The organism is Amycolatopsis sp. EV170708-02-1 (assembly GCF_022479115.1).
Classification (GTDB): Bacteria; Actinomycetota; Actinomycetes; order Mycobacteriales; family Pseudonocardiaceae; genus Amycolatopsis.
Genome location: NZ_CP092497.1, coordinates 4420956 through 4446263, shown reverse-complemented (window position 1 = coordinate 4446263; position 25308 = coordinate 4420956). Strand labels below are relative to the sequence as shown.

Annotated in this window: 12 protein-coding genes and 1 pseudogene; 6 read left to right on the top strand and 7 right to left on the bottom strand. The window is 64.9% G+C overall.

From position 1 onward, the window contains the following. The first annotated feature begins 1979 nt into the window (after positions 1 to 1979). Positions 1980 to 5351: a hypothetical protein gene (locus tag MJQ72_RS20200; protein WP_240600923.1), complete on the top strand. Its 3372-nt coding sequence runs from the start codon at positions 1980 to 1982 to the stop codon at positions 5349 to 5351. On the opposite strand, the gene MJQ72_RS20195 is transcribed toward MJQ72_RS20200, so the two are convergent. Next, positions 5329 to 8109, bottom strand: coding sequence for a BTAD domain-containing putative transcriptional regulator (locus MJQ72_RS20195; protein ID WP_396426994.1), 2781 nt, complete (start codon positions 8107 to 8109; stop codon positions 5329 to 5331). The two genes, MJQ72_RS20200 and MJQ72_RS20195, sit on opposite strands and share 23 nt — an antisense overlap. Positions 8110 to 8761: 652 nt before the next feature. On the opposite strand from MJQ72_RS20195, the gene MJQ72_RS20190 reads away from it, so the two are divergent. Both MJQ72_RS20190 and MJQ72_RS20185 read left to right on the top strand, forming a co-directional pair. Next, entirely contained in the window at positions 8762 to 9484 is a 723-nt protein-coding gene (locus tag MJQ72_RS20190) for a response regulator transcription factor (RefSeq protein ID WP_240600922.1), read from the top strand. Between the two features lie 200 nt (positions 9485 to 9684). Continuing rightward, on the top strand, positions 9685 to 9978 hold the full coding sequence (locus MJQ72_RS20185; RefSeq protein ID WP_240600921.1) for a hypothetical protein: 294 nt from the start codon (positions 9685 to 9687) through the stop codon (positions 9976 to 9978). A 40-nt stretch (positions 9979 to 10018) separates the two neighbouring features. Here the strand turns inward: MJQ72_RS20185 and MJQ72_RS20180 are convergent, their stop codons facing one another. Then, positions 10019 to 10624 carry a LuxR C-terminal-related transcriptional regulator gene (locus MJQ72_RS20180; protein WP_240600920.1) on the bottom strand — a complete coding sequence of 202 codons (606 nt, stop codon included), beginning with the start codon at positions 10622 to 10624 and terminating at the stop codon, positions 10019 to 10021. A 170-nt stretch (positions 10625 to 10794) separates the two neighbouring features. On the opposite strand from MJQ72_RS20180, the pseudogene MJQ72_RS45130 reads away from it, so the two are divergent. From MJQ72_RS45130 to MJQ72_RS20170, 3 genes and pseudogenes are all read left to right on the top strand, one after another. Beyond that, positions 10795 to 11070: pseudogene (locus MJQ72_RS45130) on the top strand (winged helix-turn-helix domain-containing protein); the annotation flags it as partial. Beyond that, positions 10980 to 12362: a BTAD domain-containing putative transcriptional regulator gene (locus MJQ72_RS20175; RefSeq protein WP_396426967.1), complete on the top strand. Its 1383-nt coding sequence runs from the start codon at positions 10980 to 10982 to the stop codon at positions 12360 to 12362. The pseudogene MJQ72_RS45130 and the gene MJQ72_RS20175, both read left to right, overlap by 91 nt. Continuing rightward, on the top strand, positions 12302 to 13216 hold the full coding sequence (locus MJQ72_RS20170) for a hypothetical protein (RefSeq protein WP_240600918.1): 915 nt from the start codon (positions 12302 to 12304) through the stop codon (positions 13214 to 13216). Before MJQ72_RS20175 ends, MJQ72_RS20170 begins: the two co-directional genes overlap by 61 nt. Here the strand turns inward: MJQ72_RS20170 and MJQ72_RS20165 are convergent. The 5 genes from MJQ72_RS20165 to MJQ72_RS20145 all read right to left on the bottom strand — a co-directional run bounded on the left by MJQ72_RS20165 (position 13213) and on the right by MJQ72_RS20145 (position 24767). Continuing rightward, positions 13213 to 14775 carry a glycosyltransferase family 2 protein gene (locus tag MJQ72_RS20165; protein WP_240600917.1) on the bottom strand — a complete coding sequence of 521 codons (1563 nt, stop codon included), beginning with the start codon at positions 14773 to 14775 and terminating at the stop codon, positions 13213 to 13215. The two genes, MJQ72_RS20170 and MJQ72_RS20165, sit on opposite strands and share 4 nt — an antisense overlap. 461 nt (positions 14776 to 15236) lie before the next feature. Beyond that, on the bottom strand, positions 15237 to 16322 hold the full coding sequence (locus tag MJQ72_RS20160; protein WP_240600916.1) for a radical SAM protein: 1086 nt from the start codon (positions 16320 to 16322) through the stop codon (positions 15237 to 15239). A gap of 53 nt (positions 16323 to 16375) precedes the next feature. Then, entirely contained in the window at positions 16376 to 17692 is a 1317-nt protein-coding gene (locus MJQ72_RS20155; protein ID WP_240600915.1) for an NAD(P)/FAD-dependent oxidoreductase, read from the bottom strand. A gap of 35 nt (positions 17693 to 17727) precedes the next feature. Beyond that, the gene (locus MJQ72_RS20150; RefSeq protein ID WP_240600914.1) at positions 17728 to 21111 is read right to left on the bottom strand and encodes an SDR family NAD(P)-dependent oxidoreductase; all 3384 of its coding nucleotides are present in this window, start codon (positions 21109 to 21111) and stop codon (positions 17728 to 17730) included. A gap of 26 nt (positions 21112 to 21137) precedes the next feature. Next, positions 21138 to 24767 carry a type I polyketide synthase gene (locus MJQ72_RS20145; RefSeq protein WP_240600913.1) on the bottom strand — a complete coding sequence of 1210 codons (3630 nt, stop codon included), beginning with the start codon at positions 24765 to 24767 and terminating at the stop codon, positions 21138 to 21140. Between the last annotated feature and the right edge of the window lie 541 nt (positions 24768 to 25308).

Below are 25308 nucleotides of genomic sequence, written 5' to 3'. Positions count from 1 at the left end.
TTGAAGCAGTTGCTGCTGGAGATGCAGCGGATGACGTTCAAGCGGGCGGCGCTGGGGACGTTGCGGGTCGGTGCGGACATGGCGAAGTTCGCTGCCGCGGGCGCGGGGCTCATGGCCGGTCTCGATTTCAGTATCCAGTGGGGTCAGGTCATCGACGGGCAGAAGAACGGGGAGACCGCTGGGCGGGGAGAGTTCGATTGGAAATCGATCGGGAGGTCCGCGATCGGTGGCGCGATCGGGGGTGCGGCGTTCGGCCTGTTCCACGGGCTCACCGTCGGTGCGGCCGGCAGCGCGGTCAAGGGCCTGGCCAAGGACATCGTGCGGAGTTCCGGGAAGTTCGCCGGGGCGGGCAACGCGGCCATCGCCGCGGAACTGCGGGCCGAGATCAACCGGGTCAAAAAGAGGATCCCGGGCTATCTGCACGCCCTGGGGCTGGGTGGCTACGGTGTCGGCCAGGTCTGGATGGTGGTGGCGAGCACACCGCTGGTGCACCTGGCCACCGGCGGCCACGGACCCTGGTATGCCGGGATGCTCGGCGCGCTGAGCAGGCACCACGCCGATTTCAAGGGCAACGACCGCTACGACCTCAGCGATCTCATCGCCGATCGGGTCCCGTTCCTCAAAGACACCATCGCCGCGCTCGAACAGGGCAAACTCGAACTTGAACTCGGACCCTGGCTGCACGAAGTCCGTAACTCCGGCACCAGCGACAACGGTGACAGTGGTGGTGTCGCGTCGGAGGTGTCGGAGAAGATCCCGGTTGCCGGGCACACCGGGACCGGCGACGAAAAGGACAGTGGCCGTGAGGTCGCGGGCACCGGGGCCGGTCCGCTCGGGACCGTGTTCACCACCCCGGGCGACTTCGGCCTCGGCTCCCTATTTGCCAAGAACGACAGTGCACTCCCGGTCACCGACTCCGGGCTCACGGAGAAAACCGGCGACCTGTCCTGGTCCCGCGACACCGACACCCTGGTGTCATCCCGCGACACGGACTCGGTCGTGTCAATTGGTTCGGACTCCGACACCGTGGTCTCCCGTGGCTCGGAGGGATCCTTCGTGCCGAACCTGCGTGGCGGTGGCTGGGCCTCCGACGAGATCTCACTCGCGTCCGGATCCTCGGAGTCCGCGTCCCACAGCACGAACGGATCAAGCACCGGCTCGCTCTGGGGTGGCTCGGACACCGACTCGATCTTGTCCCGCGACTCGAACGACAATTCAACCGGCGACACAAGCCTCCACACAGGCCAAGACAACCAACCGGCGACAGCCAACACACCCACCACAGCCGCGTCCTCCACACCAGGCGGAGCCGGCACACCGACCACAAGCGGGAACCAGACACCAGTACAGGCACCCGGCCCGTCACCACTCTCGGGCCTGAGGTCGTCATACGGCGGGACGAGAGTGCTTCACTCTCCCCACAGCGGCCCCTGGTGGAAAGCACACCGCAGCAAGATCCGGCGCGGCTTGAACCGGCCGGGCAGGCTCTACCGCCGATGTCGGAGCACCTGGCCGTGGCGACCGGTCCACGCGATCCCAGTGCCCCCGTCCTCGACTCCCGCGCGGCGACACCGTTGGCCGACTCCCGCACACCGGAGATCGCGAACTCCCGGCCAGAAGCCCAAGGCAAACCAGTCGTGGCGGTGTCACGCGCCGAAGGCACGTTCCAGGCCGTCCCGCGGGCCACGGACACCACGCTCGGCGCGGAATCCCTCCGGCCGGCCACAACCTCGACCGGTTCAACACCGGCTGTGTCACCGCCGGGCACGGACCACAACCGGCCTAACACGGACAAAACACGCACCGACAAGCCGGACCCGACCGTCTCCCCCGAAACGGCGATCTTCCTGCTCGGCACCGACCCCGACCGGTCGGTCGCAACCAGCCGCACTGCGGGCGACGCGAATACCGCCGGCGGACAGGCATCAGGCTCCTTCGCCAATCCCGGCGAAAGCTGGCGAACACAACGGGACCAGGCCGTGCCGACACGCATCAGCACAGGACGACCCGACGCAGCCACCGGCGGACACGGCGGGCACAATGCGATCAGCCACATCCGGTATGACCTGCGCCGGTTCCAGGTCGGCACCGACAACTGGGTACGAGAATTCACCGTACCGATCGACGTGGTCTCCTCACCAGAATCAGTCACCACCCCCGCCCTGCGCGAAAGGGTACGCGAGGTCCAGGCACTGATCGACACCCATATCAACACCAGACACCGACTCGGCAACGGCGACCAAGTCCACATCACCCTGGAACCCGCGACCTCCGGCAAACGCACAGACGGCTGGATCCACGACCCATCCAGTCCAGTACAGGTGGAGATGTACGACTCCGGCGGGAACCCCAGCGCCGCCGGCATCCCACACCCACGATGGGACATCAACGAACCAGCGAGCAAATCCACGGAGACGCTACTCGGCCTCCTCGGCATCAGCGGAACCCGGCAAACACCCACGCCTGGGCAACACCCGCTGACACTCACCCCACAAGACCTCGCAGCGCTCGAGGCAAGCTCCGGTGCGGCGGAGGGTGCAGTCGCGCGAGAACTGACGGACACCGTTCACCAGCCGCGGAAAGCGACGCGCCTTCACCTCGCCGGCAGTGACGACGACCTGCACAGCGCGAGCCGCGGCGGCCCGGCGACCAGGCTGGGCGGGCGAGTGCCTGATTCTTTGCCTCCAGGTGCGCGTGAGCCATCGGCTCCGGAGGGCGCAGACCGGGTGGAGGACTTCAATCCGGAGGGCTTGCCCTTGACGGAGGTATCGCGGGAGACTCGGCGGTTGCTGGACAGGGCGCCGGAGTATCCGCGTGGCCGGCTTTTGCAGCTGCCGAGGTTTGCGCCCCTGGATGCCGCTGAAGTGAAGACGACCCCGGATGGCCAGGACCTGAGCAGGGCCAGGAAACCGAAGCATCTGCTTCACGACCGACCGGTGGTGGTGCGGGCGAAATTTGCCGTGCGTCGTGTGCTGTCGCCGGACGAAGGGCCGCTGACCGAGGTCACCGTTCGTATTCTTCTCGATCCGGAGAACGAGTTCGGCGCCATTGTCCAGAATGCCGAATGGATCGATTTGCTGGAGGGAACTGACAAGTACTACAACAGGCCTCGTCACAGGTTGCCGAATGGCGACTTGTTCCGGGTTCGATACGTGCGGGTCACGGACCGTAACGAGGCGCACCACGTGGTGACACTGAAGGAGACCGGGACCTCCAAACAGACCTCGTGGCGGATCGGCGACAAGGAAAAGGTACACGAGGCTGGGCACATGTTCGGCTGGCGGGACGAGAAAGGAGAGTTCGGTGCACCTGACCTCGAGAACACGGTAATGGGACGCCATCACGACGAGTCAGGCAATCAACTCCCCGGAGACCTGACGTTCCGGTACCACCACTGGTCGATCCTCGCCCAGCACATCGGCGAAATCCCGCTCTACACCGGCGCCGACGCCAAATACGCCGAGGCACTGGGGATGATGGAACGGCATCTCGCGGCACTCCCGGTGTACTACCAACCGGAATGGCGTGAGCAGATCGCGGAATGGGCGCTTGACCTGGGCCAGGGTCTCGCCGACAACCTCGACGCACAAACCCTGTCAGACCGGCTCGCCGAGATAGATTCCATGATCGAGCACACCCGCGTGACCCGCGCGACTGTCATGCGAAATCTATACGAACAGGCAATGGAATCGGTGGCCCATGGTCAAGCACCGGTAACGTTCCTGCCCGGCGGAGTACCCGGCGGAGTGAACTCCCACGACGCCGTTGGATTCGTCATAGCGATCAACTTCGACCCCCGCGCACAACTCGGATATTTGCTGGAAAGACTGAGGCGCGAAGGCCATATCTCCGATTACAATCGGAGACACGGAGTACTACCCCCGGACGATGACCAGGTTCTCGACGTATTTGGCGACGATTGGGTCTTCACATACAGGGAAACGATCAGCAATGGCCGCCTGATCGAACTTCGGTCACCATACCTCCAGGGGAACTTCTCTGATCATGCGTTCAACAATTGGGAGGGGATTGACGAAGTACTGCGCGCGATGTTTGAAGGCGGCGTACCACTTGGAGACGGCGGCTGGCGTATACTCGTGTCACCAAGAGGGGAACTTTCGCCACAGGAGAACCTGCGGCTGACGGAATTGATGACGGCCTTCTCGCCGGTCGTCTATCACCTGGCGAATCATCTACGTGGCGCAAATATGAATGGCACCAGGCAGCGCGATCTGGCTTTCGCCCGGATCAATCCCTTGCCGGTGGATCCGACGTTGCTGTCCCATGTGGACCAGGTGACGATGACCAACGAGTACTTCGCCAATCTGCTGAGCGACGACGGCCACGCGATAGTTCTCGAGGATCCTCAAGCGGCGCCGAGCGGGCCGATCTTCCAGCTTTTCCCTGGCACCCATAACTCCGCGGTGTTGCAGGTCTACCTTGAGCTTGCGGGGGCGATGACCCTGGCCGCGAAGAACCCGGCGATCGACGCTGTGCTGCACCGCGCTCTGGCCGATCCGCCCCGGCTGGGAAAAGATATTCCGGGACTGCCCGAGTTGCTGCGTTTCCTGGAGTTGCTACCGGTGAGCCCTGCCGTGGAGGAACGCATCGTACAGTTGTTCGCCTGGACCAAGCCGTGGGCCGACAACGGAACCAACGATCGACTTCTCCTGACGCAATCTGTGAGCACATCGTATGGCGGCGTCTATTTCCCCTTGCCCGGCATGACGATGGCGGCGGCGGTGGCGGTGGCGGAACGTCTGCCGCAGTACGAAGAAGTGGACCTGGTCATGGCTCGCGCGACAGAGAACCTCGAAGAGATCCAGCTCTGGAATGGCCCCACGATTCGCGGTTGGGAGTTCGTCCGTCGGATCGTGGATCGTGGTATTGGGCTGGGCAAGCCCCTGGTACTGGCGATTTCCGGTGCTGTCCGCGGTGCATGGCCCCGTTTCGCCGTACCGGACTGGCTGAGCTGGCTGGTCGCGGAAATCGGGCGAGATGGTCGCTGGGTGATCGTGCCGGCAAACGACCTTTTCATGACCCCGGACAAACGATTGATGACGGGGCGTATAGTCGCTGGACGGTTCCAGCCGGATCCGGTTGGCTGGGTCGCGCTCCAGGACAGGGCGGGGCCGCGAGCCACGCGCAAGGCCGACCTCACCGAATCGTTGATCTCGCTTGGTCTACCAGCCGAGGTCTATCCGCATACGGCGAAAGCCCCGCAGGACCTCTCTGTCGCACCGTTGCCACCGGGCGCCAGCGAGCCGGCGGCTCCAGAGCCCGGGCCGTCGTCCCGGCAAGCGCGACGCCAGGAGGTACCACGCTCTGTCAATCCGAGGTCACGGCCTTGACCAAGGCCTCGGACAACGAGTACTTCTCCATGAGCTCCTCGATCTCCTTCTGATATATCTTCGCCTCGGCGACCTGCCCGAGGTCATCCAAAACCTGCCGCAGTGGCACCAGCATGCGGAGTTCGCCAAGGACGTTGCCTATCCGCCGCGCGGTTGTCAAGGCCTGCGTCAGGTAGATCTTCGCTTCCTCCTGCCGTCCCCGGCGTTGCTCGACCCAGGCGAGGTCGCGAAGGACGTAGCTTTCAAGCGACCATGGCCGCGGCTGTTGCTCCTTGCAAATCTTGAAGCTTTCCTGCAATGCGGCTTCCGAGTCGTCGACACGGCCAAGCGAGCGGTAGATCATTCCTGCGACGCCCAGCGCCCAGATCTGCCCCAATGCGTAGTCTTCCTCGCGCATCATGGGCAATGCGTCAAGACAGTACTCCAGCGCGCGCGGCGGCTCTTCCCTGACGTAGTGCATGATATGAGCGCAACCGGTGAGTGCCAGCGCCAGCTGCAACCTGGCGTTCGGCTTTCCGGCGCCGTCGGTGCTCCAGTACTCCCTGCAGCGCGTGAAGCACTCCAGAGACCGATCGAAGCGGCCGGAATACAGATAGTTGTAAGCGAGTTCGATGGTCGCCCACATCTGCGCTTCGGTGTTGCCCTGCCTCTCCGCAGCCGCCACCGCGAGTTGCAGCAGGCCGGTCCACTCGTCGATCTGTGTCCCCTTCTTCTGCTCGTCCCACATGAGACAGACGATCTTCCAGAGGTAGTCGTCGTAGCCTTGTTCGGCGGCATGGCGCAGAACAAGACGCAAGGACGCGGTTTCTGAGAAGATCCAGTTCCTGGCGGCGGCTTTGTCCGTGAACTCGAGAGGCTGGCATTCGTCGGGTGGTGGTGCCAGGGGTATCCGAGTGGGCTCGCGCGCCGGATCGACCCAGCGACAGGCGTTCTCGGTGGTGTAGAGGTACCAATCGAGCAAGCGGCGGGTGGCCGAGTCGTGTTGCTGGGGAATTTCGTCGCTGTGGACGAGCTCCTTGGTATAGAGGTGCAGCAGGTCGTGGATGCGGTACCGGTCACGGCCTGCCCAGGCGATGAGGTGGCCGTTGGCAAGCGTGCCGAGCAACTTACGGGTCTTGGCCATCGTGTACCCGGCCAACGCTGCCGCGGCTCCGGTGCTGAACTCGTCGCCGGGATGCAGACCAAGGCGTCGGAACAACTGTGCCGCTTCGGGTTTGAGAGCTTGATAGGACCAGGAGAACGCGGGGCGAACCGCGTCGCCGTCGGCGCTCAAAGCGTTGAGGCGGTCACTTTCGTCGCTCAGTTCGGTGACCACGTCGCTGAGTCGTGTCGCAGGCTGCGTGACGAGGCGGCGCGCGACCATGCTCAAGGCAAGGGGAAGATGTCCGCAGAGTTCGGCGATGCGACCGAGGTCGTCAAGCGCGGCCGCGTCGCCGATGCTTTCCTCGCCGAGCAGTTCGACGAGGAAGGCGGTGGATTCGTGAGGCCGCAGCGGATCCAGATCGACGACATGGGCGCCGTCGCGAACGACGAGGCCATCGAGGCGGTTGCGACTGGTGACCAGCACCAGGCAGGAGTCCCCGGGTAGCAGGGGCCTGACTTGTTCACTGCTTTGTGCGTTGTCCAGTACCACAAGCATGCGTTTACCGGATAACGTGCTGCGGAAGTGCGCGCTGAGTTCGGCTTCGCCCTGGCCGGGAGCGAGCGTCTGCGCCCCTAGGTCGCCGAGCAGGTCCACGAGCGCTTGGGCCGGGTTGACAGCGGGTTCGTGCGGATCGAATCCACGCAGATTGAGGAACAGCTGCCCGTCGGGGAACTGTGCTGCGAGTTCGTGGGCGATCTTCACAGCCAGTGTCGTCTTGCCCGCGCCGGCGGGTCCGGTGAGCACCCCGACCTTCGGCGCACCGATGGCGGGTGCCATAACAGCTCGAAGGCTGCCGAGTTCGGTGTCGCGGCCGACGAATGTGGCTATTTGCCGGGGCAGCTGCGCCGGAGTCTTCCGCGTGACCGGCGGCTTCGGGGCGACCGGATCGGCGTGCACGGGCGTCCCGCTCAACAAGTCGGCAGCGCCCGAGGCGATTCGATCGCGCAGCTGGTGAAGCTGGGCGCCGGGGTCGATACCGAGTTTGGTACTCAAGAGCGTCTCGAGATCGCTGAACACTGCCAGTGCTTCGTCTGTGCGCCCAGCGCGATGCAGGGCCTGCATGAGCAAGCTTCGCGGATGTTCGCGCAGCGGATAGCGGCGCACGAGCTCGCGCAGGTCGTCGATTACGGACTCATGACGACCGAGGGTGAGCATCGCCGCCGCGTAGTCCTCGACCAGGCTGAAGCGCTGCTCGAACAGCCGCAGCCTTGTCGCCTGCACGAACGGGCCGCTGACATCGGCCAATGGGCTGTCGTGCCAGAGCCCGAGCGCGGCCTCGAACTCGACGATCGCAGCCTCGGGGTCTACTTTCGTCAGCCCGCTGCCCACGTTCAGGTGCTCGGTGAAGCGAGCCGCGTCGACGGTGACCTCATCCGCGTTGAGCCGGTAGCCGGGGGGAACAGACTCGAGCATGCCCGCTGAGGATCGCAAGTCGCGCTGCGGGTCGAGTGCGCGGCGGAGACTGTTGATGTAGGTGTAGATGCTGGCCGAGGGGTTGCCGGGCAGAGGATCGGCCCACAGCCCATCGATGATGTCGTCACGTGCGACGACCTGCCCCACCCGGCTCGCGAGCATCGCGAACAACGTGCGGCTCCGGGCCGACCCGAGATCCACTTCCTCGGAACCGAGATGGGCACGCACAGGCCCAAGAAGGTGCACACGAAGTGTGACACCGCGACTGGTCTTTGTCACGCCACGGTACTCCGTTCTCTCATGCAGCACCTGCCCACTCGCAGCCTCCCGCTCCGGCGGAGTGAGCAGGTCAGACACCTTGGACGAACCCAACCTTCGCACGAGCTTAGAACAGCCGGGGGCCTACGGCGCACCACGGAAGCGACTCCCTGGAGCACCCGCTCAACTACGCTCTGACATCAGGTCGCGCGAATTCACGTCCACCATCCCCGCCAATGGCAAAGCAACCCGACCATTTCGTCGCCGAGTGTCACGAAACTTTCGATCCTCTTCCGTGCCATCACCCATTAGCCTTAGGCAATTCTGCCCTATTCCTGCGAGAGTCACGGTCTTTACGTCGACCTTCACACTTCCGGATGTTATTTTCTACTATCATTTCCACAGTTGTCCAACCGATGATCTTCAGGAACTCTGGCGATACCACGAATGCGGGCTCCGCAATGCCGAGCCGATCGAGCGTTTCCGGGCATTCGGCAGGCTTCGCGCTATTACTGGCCAGAGGGGGCAATGATGGCTGCCTTTACAGTCACGGACCGGGACCGATGCGCGGGCGTGATGCTATACATTGGCGACGATGTCCATTATCTTGATCATTGACGATGAACGAGTCGACTTCGCTTCGGCGAAGGAACTCTTTGCCGCGCATGGACACACCATGCGCAACAGGAGCGCGATGATCCAAGCCAAGGACGTCGCTCTCTCCGGGGCCGACGTGGTCCTCCTGAACCTCTGCCGAACGGTGCCGGAGGAGGAGCTGATGTTGCGCCAGCTTCGACGGTTCAGCAACGTACCCATCGTTGTCGCATCCAATCACAGCGACGAGCACATCGTTACCGCGGCTCTCAACCTCGGTGCCGACGACTACCTTGTGAAGCCCTGCTCGTTCAGTCACGTTCTTGCCCGAATCGACGCCGTACTGCGCCGGATCTCGGCCACATCCCCCAGAGTGAATTTCATCGAGGTCGGCGATCTTCGTATCAATTTCGAGGCAAGGAGCATCGTGCGAGACGGGAAGACACTGGGATTGACACCTACCGAATTCGACCTACTGGCCTTGCTGGCGCGGTACCTCGACACCGTGGTAAGCCGCGAGGACGCGATCAAGGCACTCTGGAGTCGCGCCGACCCGTCCGCGTACCAGGTTCTGCGAGTGCACGTTTCGTCGCTCCGCCGGAAACTCGGTGACTCTGCGACGTCGCCCCGGTATTTGCACACCCTGCATGGAGTCGGCTTGAAGCTCACCTCGACGGACGAATCTTTCCGCGAGAAGCCGATCGAAGTTCACCGCCTGTCCTGATGCGATACCGGCAAGCCATAGGAAGGAAAATTCACCGGCATGAGTTCATACCGTTCCCTGGCCACTCGGACTGTGCCACGATGGACAGGTCCTCACCCGACTTGAGGGCAGGACACAACCACGGGAGGGTGGTCGTGAATCACGAAGAACGCGGGGAACCGGTTGAGGACTTGCGTCATCAAGCCCCCACCAGCACCTGGATGCCGGATGAGCGAGTCGTACTCCCTCATCTGGAACTGGCCGCCCGGTTCGACGGCTGCGTCGACAAGCTCGTCACGATGAGCGGCCACCAAGGCTCCCGTCGGACTCAGGAACACTACGTGGACCTCATGTTGGGGCTGTCCACCGCCGCGACGGCCATGCGCGCGGTCGTTACCGATCATCCCGACGAGGCGGTCTCGAAGCTCCGGGCCGCCATCGAACATCTCCAGCGCGTGGACACCACCGGGATGACCTTCCCCGAAGACTCGGCCTGGAACCAGGGCTATCCGTGATCGGTACGGTCCACGTCACCGGGCGAAGACCGGTCTCGGCTCAGATCACCCCGGCCCGTAGCGCGTAGGCGACGGCGTGTTGCCGGTTCTTGAGGCGCATTCGAGTCAGCAGCCGGTGGAGCGCGTTCTTCACCGTTCGTTCGGAGTAACAGAGCTGCCGTGCGATCTCCATGGTGTCCAGTCCGTCCGCAAGCAGCCTGAGGACATCGATCTCTCGCGCGTCGAAACCATCGGACAGTAGCTTTCCGGCGCCGACACGCTGGATCTGTTCGACGAGTTCATTGAGCAGGTCGGCGGGGAGTTCTGCCGCCGAGGCGGCGTCGAGCACCGCGGCGACCAAGTCCTCACCGCTCGCTTCCACCAAGGACAGCACCGAAACGACCCTGCAGGCCACAGCGGTGAACACCTCTGTCTCCGGAAGACGCCTGGTCACGAGTACCATCTTGGCGTGGGATTCCTTGGCCATTTGCCGCATGAAGGCGATCGCCGCATCGTCCACCGTCTCAACCGCGAAAACCAGCGCGTCGGCCTCGAGGGGCAGGGTGCACGGCACCACATCGATTTCAGCCTGGCAATCCAGATAGGACGCCAGCCCGACTCCTGCCACAGCGTCCTCCGCACGCACCGCCACACGCACTCGGTTCACGGTCCGCCTCCGTTCCGCGTCGGGATGCAGGTGAGTTGAAGTAAGCATGAGAGGGCGTCCTTCACGACGTCTTAACGAACCTCAATCAGGCTTGAATCACGGGGTCGCTTCCCTTGGACCTCGAGAGACGGCGACCGGGTCGTGGGCCCGGTCCACAACCAGAGGACGGCATGGGAGCAGCAACCGGATCACCCGGGACGAGGCCGGAACTCCGACTACACGTTCTGGGCCCCGTGCGAGCTTGGCTCGGCGAACGGGAGCTCGACCTCGGGCCACCGCTGCGACGCTGCCTCTTCATCGTGCTGGCGATGCGGCATGGCCACGTCGTGTCCTTGTCGCAGCTGATCGACGCGATGTGGGGGGACAAGCCTCCGGCTACCGCCGCAGGCAGCGTCCACACCTATGTCGCGGGCCTCCGCCAGGCACTCGAACCCGATCCGGAACTCCGGCGCAAGGTGAACTGGCTACGGTCGGAAGACGGGGCTATCGTCTCGATCTGGACCGTGTCCGGATCGACGTCCACCGATTCCAGGAGCTCAACTCCGAAGGCCGGCACCTCTCACGTCTCGGCAAGCTCGCCGAGGCAGTGGCCGAGTTCGCGGCGGCCACCGAACTCTGGCAAGGGACACCTTTTCACGGTATTCCAGGCCCCTTCGCCAACGTCGAACGGATGCGCCTGGCGGAGCTCCGCACCGTGGCCGCGGAGGAACGAGCGCGCGCTCTCCTCGGACTCGACACCGTGGATACGGCCCTCGCCGACGAGTTGACCCAGCTGGTCGCGGTCCATCCCCTGCGTGAGCCGCTGCGTGAAGTGCTCATGCGCACGCTCTACCGCTTGGGACGACAAGCCGAGGCTCTGCAGCATTTCCATGACGCGCGCCGATTGCTCGCCGACGAGCTCGGCGTCAGGCCGAGCACGTCACTTCAGAACCTCTACGAGCAGATGATCGTCAACGAACCCGGTCTCGACCCGGTTCGCCCGGCCGAGGTCCCGGCGACGACTCCACGACAACTGGTGCCGGCGCAGCTTCCCCACCAGGTCGGTAACTTCGTTCATCGTGACTCCGAGCTCGCCGAGGTGCACTCGTGGCTGGCGGAATCGGAGACGCGGCCGGACTCGCACCACAGCCGCGTACTGGTCGTCCAAGGCGCACCGGGCGTGGGTAAGACAGCGTTCGCCGTGCATGCGGCCCATGCTCTGGCGGATCAGTTCCCCGATGGCCAGATCTACCTCGAGCTGGGTGGATTCAGCGGACACCAGACTCCGATGTCGCCGAATCAAGCGCTGACGCGAATCCTGAAGAGTCTGGAACACCAGGCCGAGCACTCCGACACCGATCCGGCGACCCTTGAGTCGAGGTACCAGGTTCGGATTCGTGGCAAGAAGGTCCTCATCCTCCTCGATGACGTGAACAGCGCCGAGCAGGTTGCCGCCCTGCTCCCGCGTACGGCCTCCTGCCTCGTCATTGTCACCAGCCGTAACCGGCTGGCCTGTCTCCCGGCGAGCATCGACGCAAAGGTGTTGACCCTCGACGTTCTGACCACCGAGCATGGCGAAGCGCTTCTGGCCAAAGTGATCGGTGCCGAGCGCGTGAAGGCCGAGGCCGATGCGGCGCGCCGACTGGTCGAACTCTGTGCCGGACTCCCCTGGCCCTGCGTATCGCGGCGGCGCGAGCCGTGCAGAACCGCGCCCTCGAACTGTCCGAATTGGCCGAGGACCTGGCCGACAGCCGGATGAGGCTCGACATGCTGGAAGTCCCCGATGACGACAGAACGGCGGCCGTACGATCCGCGTTCTCCTGGTCCTATCGCGCGCTGCGCCCGGCCGAAGACCGACTGTTCCGGATGCTCGGAATACTTCCGACCGGCTCCTTCAGCGACCGAGCCGCGGCCGCACTCGCCGGGCAGTCTCTGGTGGACACCCGGGCCCAGCTCGACGAACTCGTCAACCGCCATCTCGTCGGCCACCTCGACGACGGCCGGTTCCGGCTGAACGACCTCCTGCGCGTATATGCCGCCGAGCAATCAGTGATAGCCGACCCGCTGGTCGACCGCCTCCGGGCCTGGCAACGCCTACTGGACTGGTACATCCGCACTGCCCGAAGCGCCGGGCGCACACTGAATCCGGGAAAACCACGCCCGGTCGAACCACAGCTCGTGAAACGTTCACCTGGACCGCAGCCCTTGACGTCACGCAGCGCGGCCCTGACCTGGTTCCAGACGGAGTACGCCTCCCTCGACTATGCCGCGAAACGCGCCTTCGAGGTGGAGGAGTACAAGCGCGCGTGGCAACTCGCCATCGGACTGGGCGACTATCTGTTTGTCGAGCAACGCTGGCAAGCGGCGATCGCCTACTACGACCTCGGGATCAAGGCCGCCGTGCGGCTCGGCGACCGCGAGCCGGAGATACGGCTGCGGGTGGAAGCAGCGATCGTCCACCTTTTCACCGGCGGCACGGCACAGGCTGTCGCTGTCTTCGCCATCGCCCGCGCGTGGGCGATGGCCTCAGGTGCCCGCTCCGTGCACGCACTCGCCACCTACGGACTCGCGTTGGCGTCACTCGTGGCGACGGCGCCTCGGCAAGAGGCCTAGGAGACCGCGGCCTCCCTCGTGTGCGGCAGGTCGTCGCCGGTATCGCGACCGTGAGGGGTCTTCTCCCAGGTGAACGGCGAACGAATCAGCTGCCCCAACGCTCGCCACGCCGCGACCCAGTACAGCAACCAGTACCCCGGCAGAAGGCATGCCAGGTGGCTGTAAGCCATCCGCCGGAACATCGCGGCCACCAGCGTGATGCCGACGTTCAACACGGTGGCGACCACCAATATCGTTCCGGTGATCGATATATGGGCGCCGTCGCCCAACGAAGACCACCCGACGCCTAGCGAAGCCAGCAAAAGGAGAACGGTCGCGACCGGCTGCGTGAGGAACATCAGCGGACTGGCGGCCAGGATGCCCAGCAGCGTCACCATCCCCGATGGCTTGAACCGGCGCAGTGTCCGCAGTGGCGAGCGCGTGTGGACGAGCACGGTGATCATGAAACCTTTGAGCCACCTGGTGCGCTGGCGGATCCACGCGCCCGGGGTCGACGTAGCCTCCTCCCAGGTCACGGTGTCGATCATGTCCACCCGATAGCCGAGGGCACGGCAGCGCATGCCGAGGTCGGCGTCCTCGGTGACATTCCACGCGTCCCAGCCGCCGACCGCTCGCAAGACATCGGTGCGGAGGTGGTTGCTGGTGCCGCCCAAGGGGATGGGCAGTCCCAGCCGTGCCAAGCCAGGCAGGATCATGCCGTACCGCAACGAGTACTCCAGCTCGTACTGGCGGGTGAGCAAATTACGCTTGGCGTTGTAGAAGAACAGCCGGGCCTGGACGCAGGCCAGTTTTCCGTCCTCGTCGGCCGCGAAGGCCGCGGCGGCCTTCAGTAGCTGGTCGGGCTCGGGGCGGTCCTCGGCGTCGAACACCGTCACCAGGTCACCTCGGGCGAGGAGGAGCCCGAGGTTGCAGGACCGCGGTTTGGTTTGCGGCGCACCCGGTGGCAGTTCGACGATCCGCATATACGGCGCCATGTCCGCGGCGAGAGCGGCTTCCTTGGTGACGGTGTCGTGCTCCTCGATGAGGAAGAGGATCTCCAGCCGGTCGTGCGGGTACCAGATCTTGGCCAGGCCGGCGACCAGACTCGACATCACTGCGGCCTCGTCGTACACGGGGACAAGGACGGTGTAGAAGGGAAGTGACGCCGCGTCCATGTCCGGGACCTTGGTGGGCCGGGCCGACGCGGGCCGCTGTCCGGGCAGCGCGCTCGGCAAGAGCGAACCGATCGACAGGATGACCTTGACGAGTGTGGTCGCCAGGAAGATTCCGGCCATGATCACCAGCAGCACGCCCGGTGCCAGCACGAGCAGGACCGCCGAGGTGAACAGTGCGAGGGCGCCCAAGGCGCCCTGCCACCGGGTGAACCCGGCCTTGGCGCTGAACTCAGGATGGGTCCGGGAGAACTTGTTGGCGATCTGGTCGGCGATTTCTGTTCTGTGGGTCCGCAGGACGTACTCCTGGAACTCGACGTGGCCGACGGTAACGCGCACGACGAGCTGCCCTGGCAGCCGGCTCCGCACTCGTCGGGCGACGAGGTCCGGATCCGCCTCGGTGCTCACCGCCACCACCAGGGCGTCTCCATCTTTCCCTACCGGGACCCACCCCTCGACGATGAGATCCTCGGCGGGAATTCCCGCCGAGGACCTCATCTGATCCGGTGAAATACGGAGACCAGTGAGCGGGCACATCACCGGAGCATCGTCTGACATTGCCAGCCTCTTCTCGTCAAATGCCCGTTCGACAAGGAGGACAGGAATCTATCGCGCCGGATTCCCCCGAACAGGCTTTCGGACTCTTTCACCCACGGCGACGGTTCACCCACGTCGATTCGACCGTTCCCGGGATTCTGCAGAACTCGGCGGACGTTTTGAAGACTCCGCGACGACCAGTGCACGAAATGTCCTCGACATCCTGCACCAAAGGCTCCCGGTTGACCCGCGCCCCGGATCGAGGGGAAATATGTCGTCGGTCGTGGGCGAGAACGTATGGCCTGGTCAGTTCCTCCCTTGCCGCATCGACCTCACGCCTTCTTCTCGTCGGCGTCCAGGTACCAGACCTGCAGGAACCCGTCCCCACCGACGGATGCAGAGGCAGGAAGCGTCCACGTGGGAACCCACCTCAAGCGATCCCCGTACGAGTAGCCCGTCTTGAGCAGTACTCGGTCCTTGTCTCGACCGATGATCGACCCCTCGCAGAGGGAGACCTTCCCGACGTCGGTCATCAAGGCGAACTGAGGCTTGACTCGCCCGGAAGTCTTTCCCGAGCAACTGAGCTGACGGAAAAGATCAAGTCCTCGGGCGATCGAAGTACGATGGTGGTCCATGCCGCGAATTGGGCTGCAATGAAAGAGGTAGTGCGCCTCGATGTCGAGGTGACGCAGTTCGTCGAACAGTTCGACCAGGGTTTCCGGTTCATCGTTCACGCCACGCAGAAGCACGGTCTGGTCGTAAATCCTCGCTCCTGCCGTTTGCAGGGCCGCGTAGGCTTCGCGCACTTCGGGGAACAGTTCGCCAGGATGGTTGATATGGGTGGCGATCTCGATCCGGAACGTCGAGCGCGGGCGCAAAGCGTGCAGCATTCGCTTGTCCACCCTACGAGGGTCCTGGAGAGGCACCCTGGTGGCGATACGGACGACCTCGACGTCCGTGGCGTGCCGTTCGATCGAATCCAGCAGGAAGTCGACGCGATCGACCAGGATCAGCGGGTCTCCGCCGGTCACCAGGATTTCCCGCACGTCCGCGTTCTCGGGCGCGGTGCCGCAGTAGCGGGCGATCCGCTCCAGGTCGTCGTTCGACAACGTCAGCGTGTCGCACTGACCGCGGATACACCAGCGGCAATGTGCCGCACAGATTGTGGTGGGCTCGACGAGAAGTGTTCTGCGGTAAAGCTTTTCGACACCCCGGAGTACTTCCCCTTCGAAGGTGGCATGAACTTCGGACTGGTAGTACCTGGGACTCTCACGAGCATTGGAAATCTTTTCCAAGGGATCCTCGGCGTACTGCAGTGTCAGAAACTTCGGTGCGCCGCCACCTCGTCTGCTACTCATCTTCTGACGCAGGTAGGGTGATATCTTTTCGCTGAAGTTTCCGTTTTTTGCGCCGGCCAATGTGGCCCACCTTCCGCGATCGTCGGTTGAGCTGTGTGAAAATAGAGAGGCTCTCAGAGCCCAGTCCGGGCGGCCGCGGATCGCGGGTGCAACAACCGGATCGCCGTACCCGGTGTCATGAGACGGGACGGAGGTTCCATGAGGTTCGCGACGCGGAACAAGCGCTTGCCGACCACCGGATCAAAGGACGCCGACCTGTACAGCCGGGTGCGATAAGCATTGATCAGCCGCTCGCTCGGCCGCTGGCGGACCCCGGCCCGCGGGAACCGAAGGTCGCCGCCGGCGGAGAGCATCCAGGCCGCGTCAAGGGTCAGGGCCGCGAGCTTGAAGAACTGCCGCGCCAGTCGAGCGGTGTCGTCAGCGAGTAATCGCCACAACAACAATGCTTCGAGAGCCACCACCGTCATGCCCTGGCCGTACAGCGGGTTGAACGAGCACAGAGCGTCGCCTGCGACGAGATAGCCGTCCGGAAATCGACTTAGCTTCTCGTACCGATATCTGCTGCTCTTCGGGTAGCGCATCATCCTCGCTTCACCGAGTGGCTCGGCTGTACACACCATCTCCGCGATGTCCGGGTCGCCGAGTCTCGCCATCCAGTCCGCCAGCTCGCGGTGGTCCGTCGGCGGAACCAGCCCGCCTCGGCCACTGGCTGTGACCGCGAACCTGTCGCCTTCCTGTGCCAGAACGAAACCGCCCCGCGGTCTGCCGGGATACGACAGCAACGCCGCGCCGAGCCGGCCATCGAGGTGCTCCGGCCTCCGGCGAACCATCTGCGTGACGTAGGCGACGTCGACGTGCACGCTTTTCCGTCGCGGAGCGGCGTAGCCCAGGTCGGCCAGCCATAGTGGTGTGCGCGTCGCACGCCCCGTCACATCCACGACGAGGTCGGCCTCGACGATCGACTCGGCGGACTCGCTGTGCGACCAGACCCGGACGCCGATCACCCGCGTTCGATCAGCGGTCGTTTCGGGCCTCAGTACCTCGCAACCGTCAATGATCTTCACATTGCCGAGGGCCTGTACCCGCCGTCGCACGAGGTGTTCGATCCCCGGCCTGCTCATACAGTATCCGACGAGACCAGACGGTTCGGCGCGGAGCTTATAGCCGTCGAAGTACCAGTGCATGTCCACCAGCGGATCCCCGTACGGCGCACCGCTCTCCCGCAGTTCGGCGGTGAATCCGGGGAACAGTTCCTCGAGCGCCAGCTGTCCCCTGGTGAGCAACGCGTGCACCTGGGCGCCTTGGGGCACCCCTCGTCTTTGCCGGGCCCCATCGGGCAGGACATCGCGCTCGACGACGGTGACACTCGCGAAATGGTCGCTCAGTGCGGCAGCGATCACCAGACCACCGATGCCCGCGCCGAGCACCACCGCATGCTCGTTTCCCGCTCGTTCGCCGTTCCGGCTCAAGGTACTTCGGCCTCTGCCGCCGGGTGTGGGTTCCCCCGGAGAAACCGACGGATCTCCGGCCACAATTCAGTCCATTCGTCACCGGCGTGGTCGTGGTCGTGCCCCATCCCCGCCACGCTGATCAGCCGTCCGTCCAGTCCTGCCTCGCGCGCACGCTCCGCGATCCTGTGGGCCTCCTCATGAGGAACGACCTCATCGGCATCGCCGTGTACCAGCAGAATCGGCGACTTCGCAACGCCAAGGTCCAGAAGTGGTCGTCTCGAGCGTTCCGCGAAGTAGGCCTCGACCTCGATCGGCGTTGTCCCTGGCGGCAGCGGAACCGGGTTGCGTTTCGTGAAGGCCGCCCGGCTCAGCAAGTCACCTGGTTCGGCGAAGGCCATGAGCAGTACGCAACGGTGCCACAACATCGGAGCCCGAGTCGTCGCGAGAAGCGCCACGTAGCCGCCGCGACTTGTACCAAGGATGCTGATCCGCTTCTCATCGACGGCGGGATCGGCGACCAGGTATTCCGCGGCCGCGATGACGTCGTCCACCTCCCTGCCACCCAGCTCCGCCATCCCGCTGAACTCCGGGCCGTGCCCCGGTGCGCCGCGGTGATCGACGGTGAAGACCGCGAACCCGGCTTCCGTCAGTGGCGCGTGCTCGCTCAGCCGCGTCAACTGACCGTCGTCGTCCAGCGCACCACCGGTACCGCTGGTGCATACGACAACGGCGGGGTGAGGCCCGGGCCCCGAGGGGAGACTGAGATGGCCGTAGACCACGGTGCCGTCCGACGAGACGAACTCGTGGGTGCTGATCCGCGACTCTCGTGCGCCGCCGATGGGTTGGCGCTCGAGTTCGTCGGCGAGGAGCGTGACGATCCTGCCAACGGTGAGGTTGCGCTGGAGCTTGACGGCGGGAACGGACACACCCAGCGTGTCCTGCAGGCGGACCCGCAGTTCGACGGCGACAAGCGAGTCGATGTCGACGGCCTGCTCGTCGCCGAGCCGGTCGAGCGGAACCCCGGTCGCGGCGTGCAGCACCGGTGCGACCTGCGCCGGAAGGAGCGTGAGCCGGTCCGCGCGCGTGCTGTCACGAAGCCGCTGTGGCAAGGACATGTCGTCGTGCACAGCGTCGGCGTCGGGAACGAGCTGGGAAAACCGAGGGGCGGCGGCGATCTGCGGGTTCGCCTTCGCCCACCGTCGCCAGTCGATGGCGGCGACCGAAACCTCAGTGGGACGTGCGCGCAGCAGAACCTCCAGCTCTGAGACGAGCTGGGTCGGCGTCATTCCGATGTGGCCGTTGCGCCGCAAAGCGTTGCCGACCGCACCGTCCTTTTGGACCGCCACGCCGACCTGGTCGATCATGCCCCAGCCGACGCTGGTCGCGGGCAAGCCGAGCCCGCGACGGTAACGCGCGAGGCCGTTGAGGAACTCGTTCGCGGTCACGTAGTTGCCCGCGGCGGGAGCGCCGATCTGCGCCGCCAGCGACGAGAAGAGGACGAAGAAGTCGAGTGCGTCCTCGCGAGTCGCGAGGTGGAGGTGCCATGCCCCGTCCGCCTTCGGCCGGGTCGCTGTCACCAGCCGCTCCGCCGTCGTGTCGGGGAGAACGACATCGTCGAAATTCGCCGCGCCATGGATGATCCCGCGCAACGGCGGTGATTCGGCGCGTGTTCGGGCGATCAGGCTCCCGACCTGGCCGCGGTCGGCGATGTCGACCTCCTCGACGCGGACCTCGACGCCGCGGTTCGTCAGTTCGGTCACCGTGCGGCGGGCGTCATCGGTCGAGACCCCGCTACGGCCGACCAAGACGAGGTGTGTGGCGCCGTTGAGCGCGAGCCAGCGCGCCACCTCCAGGCCGAGCCCGCCCAACCCGCCTGTGATCAGGTAAGTCGCCTGGGGCCGGACCACCGGATCGGTCATTGAGTCAGCCGGCACGGTGAGCTCCTCACCGCCCATCCGCACCACGATCTTGCCGACGTGCCCGGCCGCCGTCATCCCTTTGATCGCTTCCCGGACCGCACCGGCGGATACCTCCGAGACGGGCAGCGGTTCGACGGATCGTCGGACGCACAGCTCGGAGACGTCCAGCATGCAGCCGCGCGCCACCTCGGGGCGCATCAACAGCATCTGGTCGTAGTCGAAGGCGTGGAAGGACAACGCCTTGCCGAACGCGGCCAGCCCCAACGACCGATCCGCCGCTATGTCCGCCTTTCCGATCTCGACGAACCTGCCGAACGGGCGCAGGAGCGCGACGCTCTTCTCGAGCAGTTCCCCGGACAGCGAATTGACGACGACGTCGACCCCTTCTCCCTCGGTCCAGGCGAGGACGTCATCGAAGAAAGCGGTCGACCGTGAGTCGGAAATCGTCTGTACGCCTTCCTTCTGCAGGTACTCGCGGCGTTGTTCGCTGCCGGCTGTCGCGTACACCTGCGCACCCAGACTCCGCGCGATCCGGACGGCCGCGAGCCCCACCCCACCCGCTGCGGAGTGGATCAGCACCCGCTCGCCAGGACGCACGTTCGCGAGCCTCACCAACGCGTGATGAGCAGTCACGACCGGCAACAGCGACGCGGCCTGCGCCAAGGACAGCGTGCCCGGCTTCGGCACCACGCGTCGCGCGTCCACCGTGACGTGCGAACGGAACATGTCCGCGCCGTGAGCGAACACTTCGTCACCGGCAGCCAGCCCGGTGACGCCCTCGCCCGTTCGCACCACGGTTCCCGAGCACTCCAACCCGAGGAAGTTCCCCGACAAGCTGTTGCGCAGTGCCTCCGGGGTCAGTAGTCCGGATACCTTCAGCACGTCCTTGAAGTTGACACCGACGTACGCCACCTCGATCTCGACCTCACCGGGACCGGGTTCCCGGCGAGGAATAGAGGTGAACCGCAGTCCGTCGGCACCGCTGCCGGTACTGTGCAGCCCAACCGGGGTCACGGTGGTCCGGACGAGCACATTGCGCGTCGGGGACAAGGGATCTGCTCGCTCGAGCCGCCGCACGTATCGGCTGGATCCCCGCAGCTTCACCTCGTCGGCCGAGTCTTGGCCGAGCTCGCGGACGAGCGCGTCGAACTCTCCGTCGGCCTCGCCGCTGATGTCGATCAGCCGGCAGCGCAGCTCCGGCCGTTCGGCTGCGACCACCCTGCCGAAGCCCCACGACGCGGACGCCCAGGGCGCGGTGGTCACATCCTCGTCGTCGACGCCCTGCGCGCCTCTCGTGATCAAGAACAAGCCGGCCGAGTCAGGAGGAAGTGCCTGCACCAGCCGCAGCGGAGCGGCTACTGGATCGCAGACGGACTCGAGTGGCTGAAGCGAGGAGTCGACGAACACCACGCCGCGGCATTTTCCCGCGCCTGCGTTCGCGACGACCCGGTCGACCCAAGACGGCTCGCTGGTCGGCACCCGCAGAACCTTCTCCTGCCGCCCGGTCAGGGTTTGCTCGAGAGAGTCCGCCCCAGCCCCGAGCCGACGACGATCCAGGTTCCCTTCCGATCGTCGCAGTCGCCGAAGTCGGCTGCGTGCCACGAAGATTCGTAGTGCTGCGGCGTGGCTTCAGCGACACCCTCCCCCTTGTCACGGGTCAACGCCCGCGCGTGTACGCCGAGCAGTTCGGCGACGACTTCCCCGTCGTCGGTGATCAGCGTCATGTCACAGGTCAGCCGGTCGGCGCCACTCTGTCGTTGTCTTCCTCGCACCCAAAGCTTTTGTCCGACCGAGCGATGGAAACGCAGGGTGTCGATCCTCTCCGGCACATAGGTCTTGTCATCCTGCTCGCCGGAGAGCAGTGACGCGCCGACGATCATCGCGTGCAACGCCGCGTCGAGTAACGCGGGGTGCAAACGATGACCGTCCGGAACGACGGTGTCCGTACGCAGCGAGGCATAGATCTCGCCTGCCTCGTTGTGGCACCAGAGCCGCTCGACCGCGCGAAACGCCGGGCCATAGTCCAGACGCCGGTTCTTCAAGTGAGCGTATATGTCCTCCTGGCCGACCTCGGTCAACCGTGCGGTCAGCCGCGTCAAGGACTCGGTATGGACAGACGGGGTCTTCGGTTTCGCCAGCTGGGGCTTGCGCATGCGAACGTGCAACGTCCACGGCACGTTGTCTCCGTACTCGCGGCTGTGCATCAGCACCGAGCGTCGTTCGAGGTCGTGCTCGACGCGCAGCGTCGTGACGGACCCCTTTCCCAGCACCAGTGGATGATCGAAGCTGATGTCCTCCAGCACACACGGGGTCTCGTCCGCGAACCCCGCGAGCGCCACCTCCAGATAACCGGTGCCCGGGAAAACCACGGCACCGTCGACCTTGTGGTCTTCGAGGTAAGGGAACTCACCGGTGGACAGGTCGACATCCCTGGTCGGGCTGGTCGCCGCCACCACCCGGCCGGCGAGCGCGAGACCTCCGGATCCGAGGCGTGCCCGCGCTGATTCCTCGGTCTCGAGCCAATGACGTTCGCGCTGCCAAGGGTAGGCAGGCAGTTCCACCCGCCCGAGTGCACCCGGATATACGCCCGACCAGTCCGGATCCGCACCGGCGACGTAAAGTGCGCCCAGGGTTTCCGCGAGCTGCCGCCGCTGCGGTTGGTTCCGGACGAGCGACGCGAACCTGCCCGCACTCGAACCACTTCCGGCGATCGCCTCGTCGATCGCCGTTGCCAGCACCGGATGCGGCCCCACCTCCAGCACCTGGCCGGGTTCACGTGCCAGCAGCCGGCGGAACGCGTCCGCGAACCGCACCGGCTGCCGGACGTTCCGCCACCAATACGCGGCGTTCAACTCCTCCCCGCCGACCTGACCACCCGTCACCGTGGAGTAGAGCGGAACCACGGCCTCGCTCGGAGTGATGGCGGCGAGCGCCGACAACAGTTGCTCACGGATGCCGTCCATCTGATGGCTGTGATAGGCGACCTCCACCCGCAACGGCTGCACATTCACGCCTGCGTCGCGAAGCCGTTCTGCGACAACATCCATCACCTGTGGATCGCCGGACAAGGTCGTCGTGGAAGAACTGTTGACCGCCGCGACCTCGACGCCACCGAGCAGGTGAGGGCGGATCTCGGCCTCGGACGCGCCGGCCGCGGCCATCACCCCCATGCCTGCGAGTCCCGCTTGCAAGCGAGCCCGATGAAAACTGATGGTGAGCGCGTCCTCGAGCGAGTACACACCGGCGGCGTAGGCCGCGGCGACCTCACCGACACTGTGCCCCACGATCGCCACGGGTTCGATGCCCCACCCACGCCACACCGCGGTCAGGCCTGCCTGCACGACGAAGTTCGCCACCTGCGCGTACCGTGTCCGGGTGAGTTTGGACTCGTGCTCGGGGCGGGCCAGTTCCTCGGCCATGCTGATCCCGAATCGCGCGAGCACCTCGTCGCAAGCCCTCACGACGTCGCGGAAACGCGGTTCCTCCTCCAGAAGTTCTCTGCCCATCCCCCACCACTGCGGTCCCATCCCTGGGTAGACGAAGGCGACCCCGCGCTCACGGCTGTGGGCAGATCGCGCACCGTTCAAGTTCGCAAGGCCGGTGACCGCTTCCCCGCTGTTCTCCGCGACGACGAACGTGCGCACCGCATGGTGGTCCCGTTGCCGAGAGGCGGCGCGGCAAACCTCTCGGAACGAGGGCGCGGCCGATCGCCCGAAAACCTCCTCGTACGACTTGATGGTGGCGGCAAGCGCCTCGGGCGTGCGAGCGGAGAGCGGGAGCAGAAGCGGGACGTCGCTGCCGTCGAAAGCGCCGCGCTCCGGCTCAGGTGAGATCGGCGCCTGCTCGATCACGGCATGCGCGTTGGTGCCCCCGAAACCAAAGGAGTTGATCGACGCGCGGCGCGGTCCAGGGAGGGCCGGGAAAGGCACGACCGACGTCGGCACCCGCAAGGGCAGTTCCTCGAAACGAATTCCCGGATTGGGGCGCTCGAAGTGGAGATTCGGCGGGATCTGTCCATGCTGGACACAAAGCACCGCCTTGATCAATCCGGCCACGCCTGCGGCGGCCTCCGTGTGGCCGATGTTCGACTTCACCGAACCGAGCCAGTGAGCTCGATCCGAATCACGCAGAACCGACCCGATCGCCTCGGCCTCGATCGGATCCCCTACCGCGGTACCGGTTCCATGGGCCTCGAAGTAGCCGACCGAGTCCGGCGTCACACCCGCCTCCTGGAAAGCCCGGTTGATCACGGCGATCTGGGCTTCTCCGCTGGGTACGGTGACGCCGGGCGTCCTCCCGTCCTGGTTGACGGCACTGCCGCGGACGACCGCGTGCACATGGTTTCCGTCACGGAGCGCGGCTGAAAGCGGCTTCAACACGACGACGCCGGCACCTTCGCTCCGGACATACCCGTTGGCACGATGGTCGAACGACTTACACCGCGCGTCCGGCGACAGAAACCGTCCCTTCGACATCAGCACGGTGGTGACCGGGTTGAACATGACATTCACGCCGCCGGCGACGGCGATGCCGGACTCACCGCGAGCGAGAGCGACGCAGGCCTGATGGAGCGCCACCAGGGACGACGAGCACGCCGTATCAACCGTGAAGCACGGCCCGCGCCAGTCGAAAGTGTGGGACAGCCGCGCCGAAAGCATCGCCAGCCCCACGCTGGTCGCGGTCGATCCACTGGTGAGAACACGGTTCGACTCCGACAGTTGCAGCGTCATCGCGTCGAGGGTGAAACCGCCGATGTATGTTCCGACGGACGTACCCGCGGTTGTACTGATCGGCAGACCCGCGTCCTCGAATGCCTCCCAGGTGACTTCGAGCAACACCCGCTGTTGCGGGTCCAGACCTGCGGCGTCTCGCGGTGTCATACCGAAGAACGCCGCGTCGAACTCTTCAGGCGAGTCGGGAAGAAATCCGCCTTGGCGTATCGTCATCCGATTCGGGGCACTGGAGTCGGCGTTGAAGTGGGCGTTCGCGTCCCATCGGTTCGATGGCACATCGCCGATCGGGTCGACTTCAGAGGTAAGCAGCTCCCAGAAGCTCCGCAAGCCTCGGACCCCACCGGGAAACCGGCAGCCGACACCGATGATCGCGATCGCCTCATAGTCGGAACGTCGTTTCAAGTCGATAGTCCTTCCATAGCGGCTATGGGAACCCGGCGCACAGAAGACCCCCACTCACGCCCAGCTGCCGAACCGCGGCGAAGAAGACTTCACCCAGCCTTGTATCGCATGAGTACCCTGAGGAGATCAATTAAGCAGTTGACACACAACAGATCCGTGTCCAGCGCGAGCCGATCGGGCAGCAAACGGGCATAAGAGTGCACAAATGGTTCGACAGGTGGACTGCGAAGATGCGACTTCGAGGGCGTCGTAGCCGAAAGTGAGGAATACCGGTCTTGATCAGCGATCAGAATACAAAGCGTCCTCGGGCATGCCGGAACATGACCGGGCACCGGCAAGCTGAATTGAGGGGGTCGGGTCCTTTTGGATTACGAACACGGTGAACTCGACCTCGCCAAGCAGCCCGACGAACGGCCGCCATCGAGCTACGAGCCCGCACCAAGCCGACCAAGGTCACTTCTTCCTTGGCAGCGAAATGCTCATTCTCAAAATCGAACAAGCTTCCACGATATCCAACAACCAGAAGCTCTCTTACCCGGCA

What these genes read in the sequence shown, in the direction of transcription:
- MJQ72_RS20190 (WP_240600922.1), top strand. Translation starts at nt 8,762, where the DNA reads ATGTCCATTATCTTGATCATTGACGATGAACGAGTCGACTTCGCTTCG.
- MJQ72_RS20185 (WP_240600921.1), top strand. Translation starts at nt 9,685, where the DNA reads ATGCCGGATGAGCGAGTCGTACTCCCTCATCTGGAACTGGCCGCCCGG.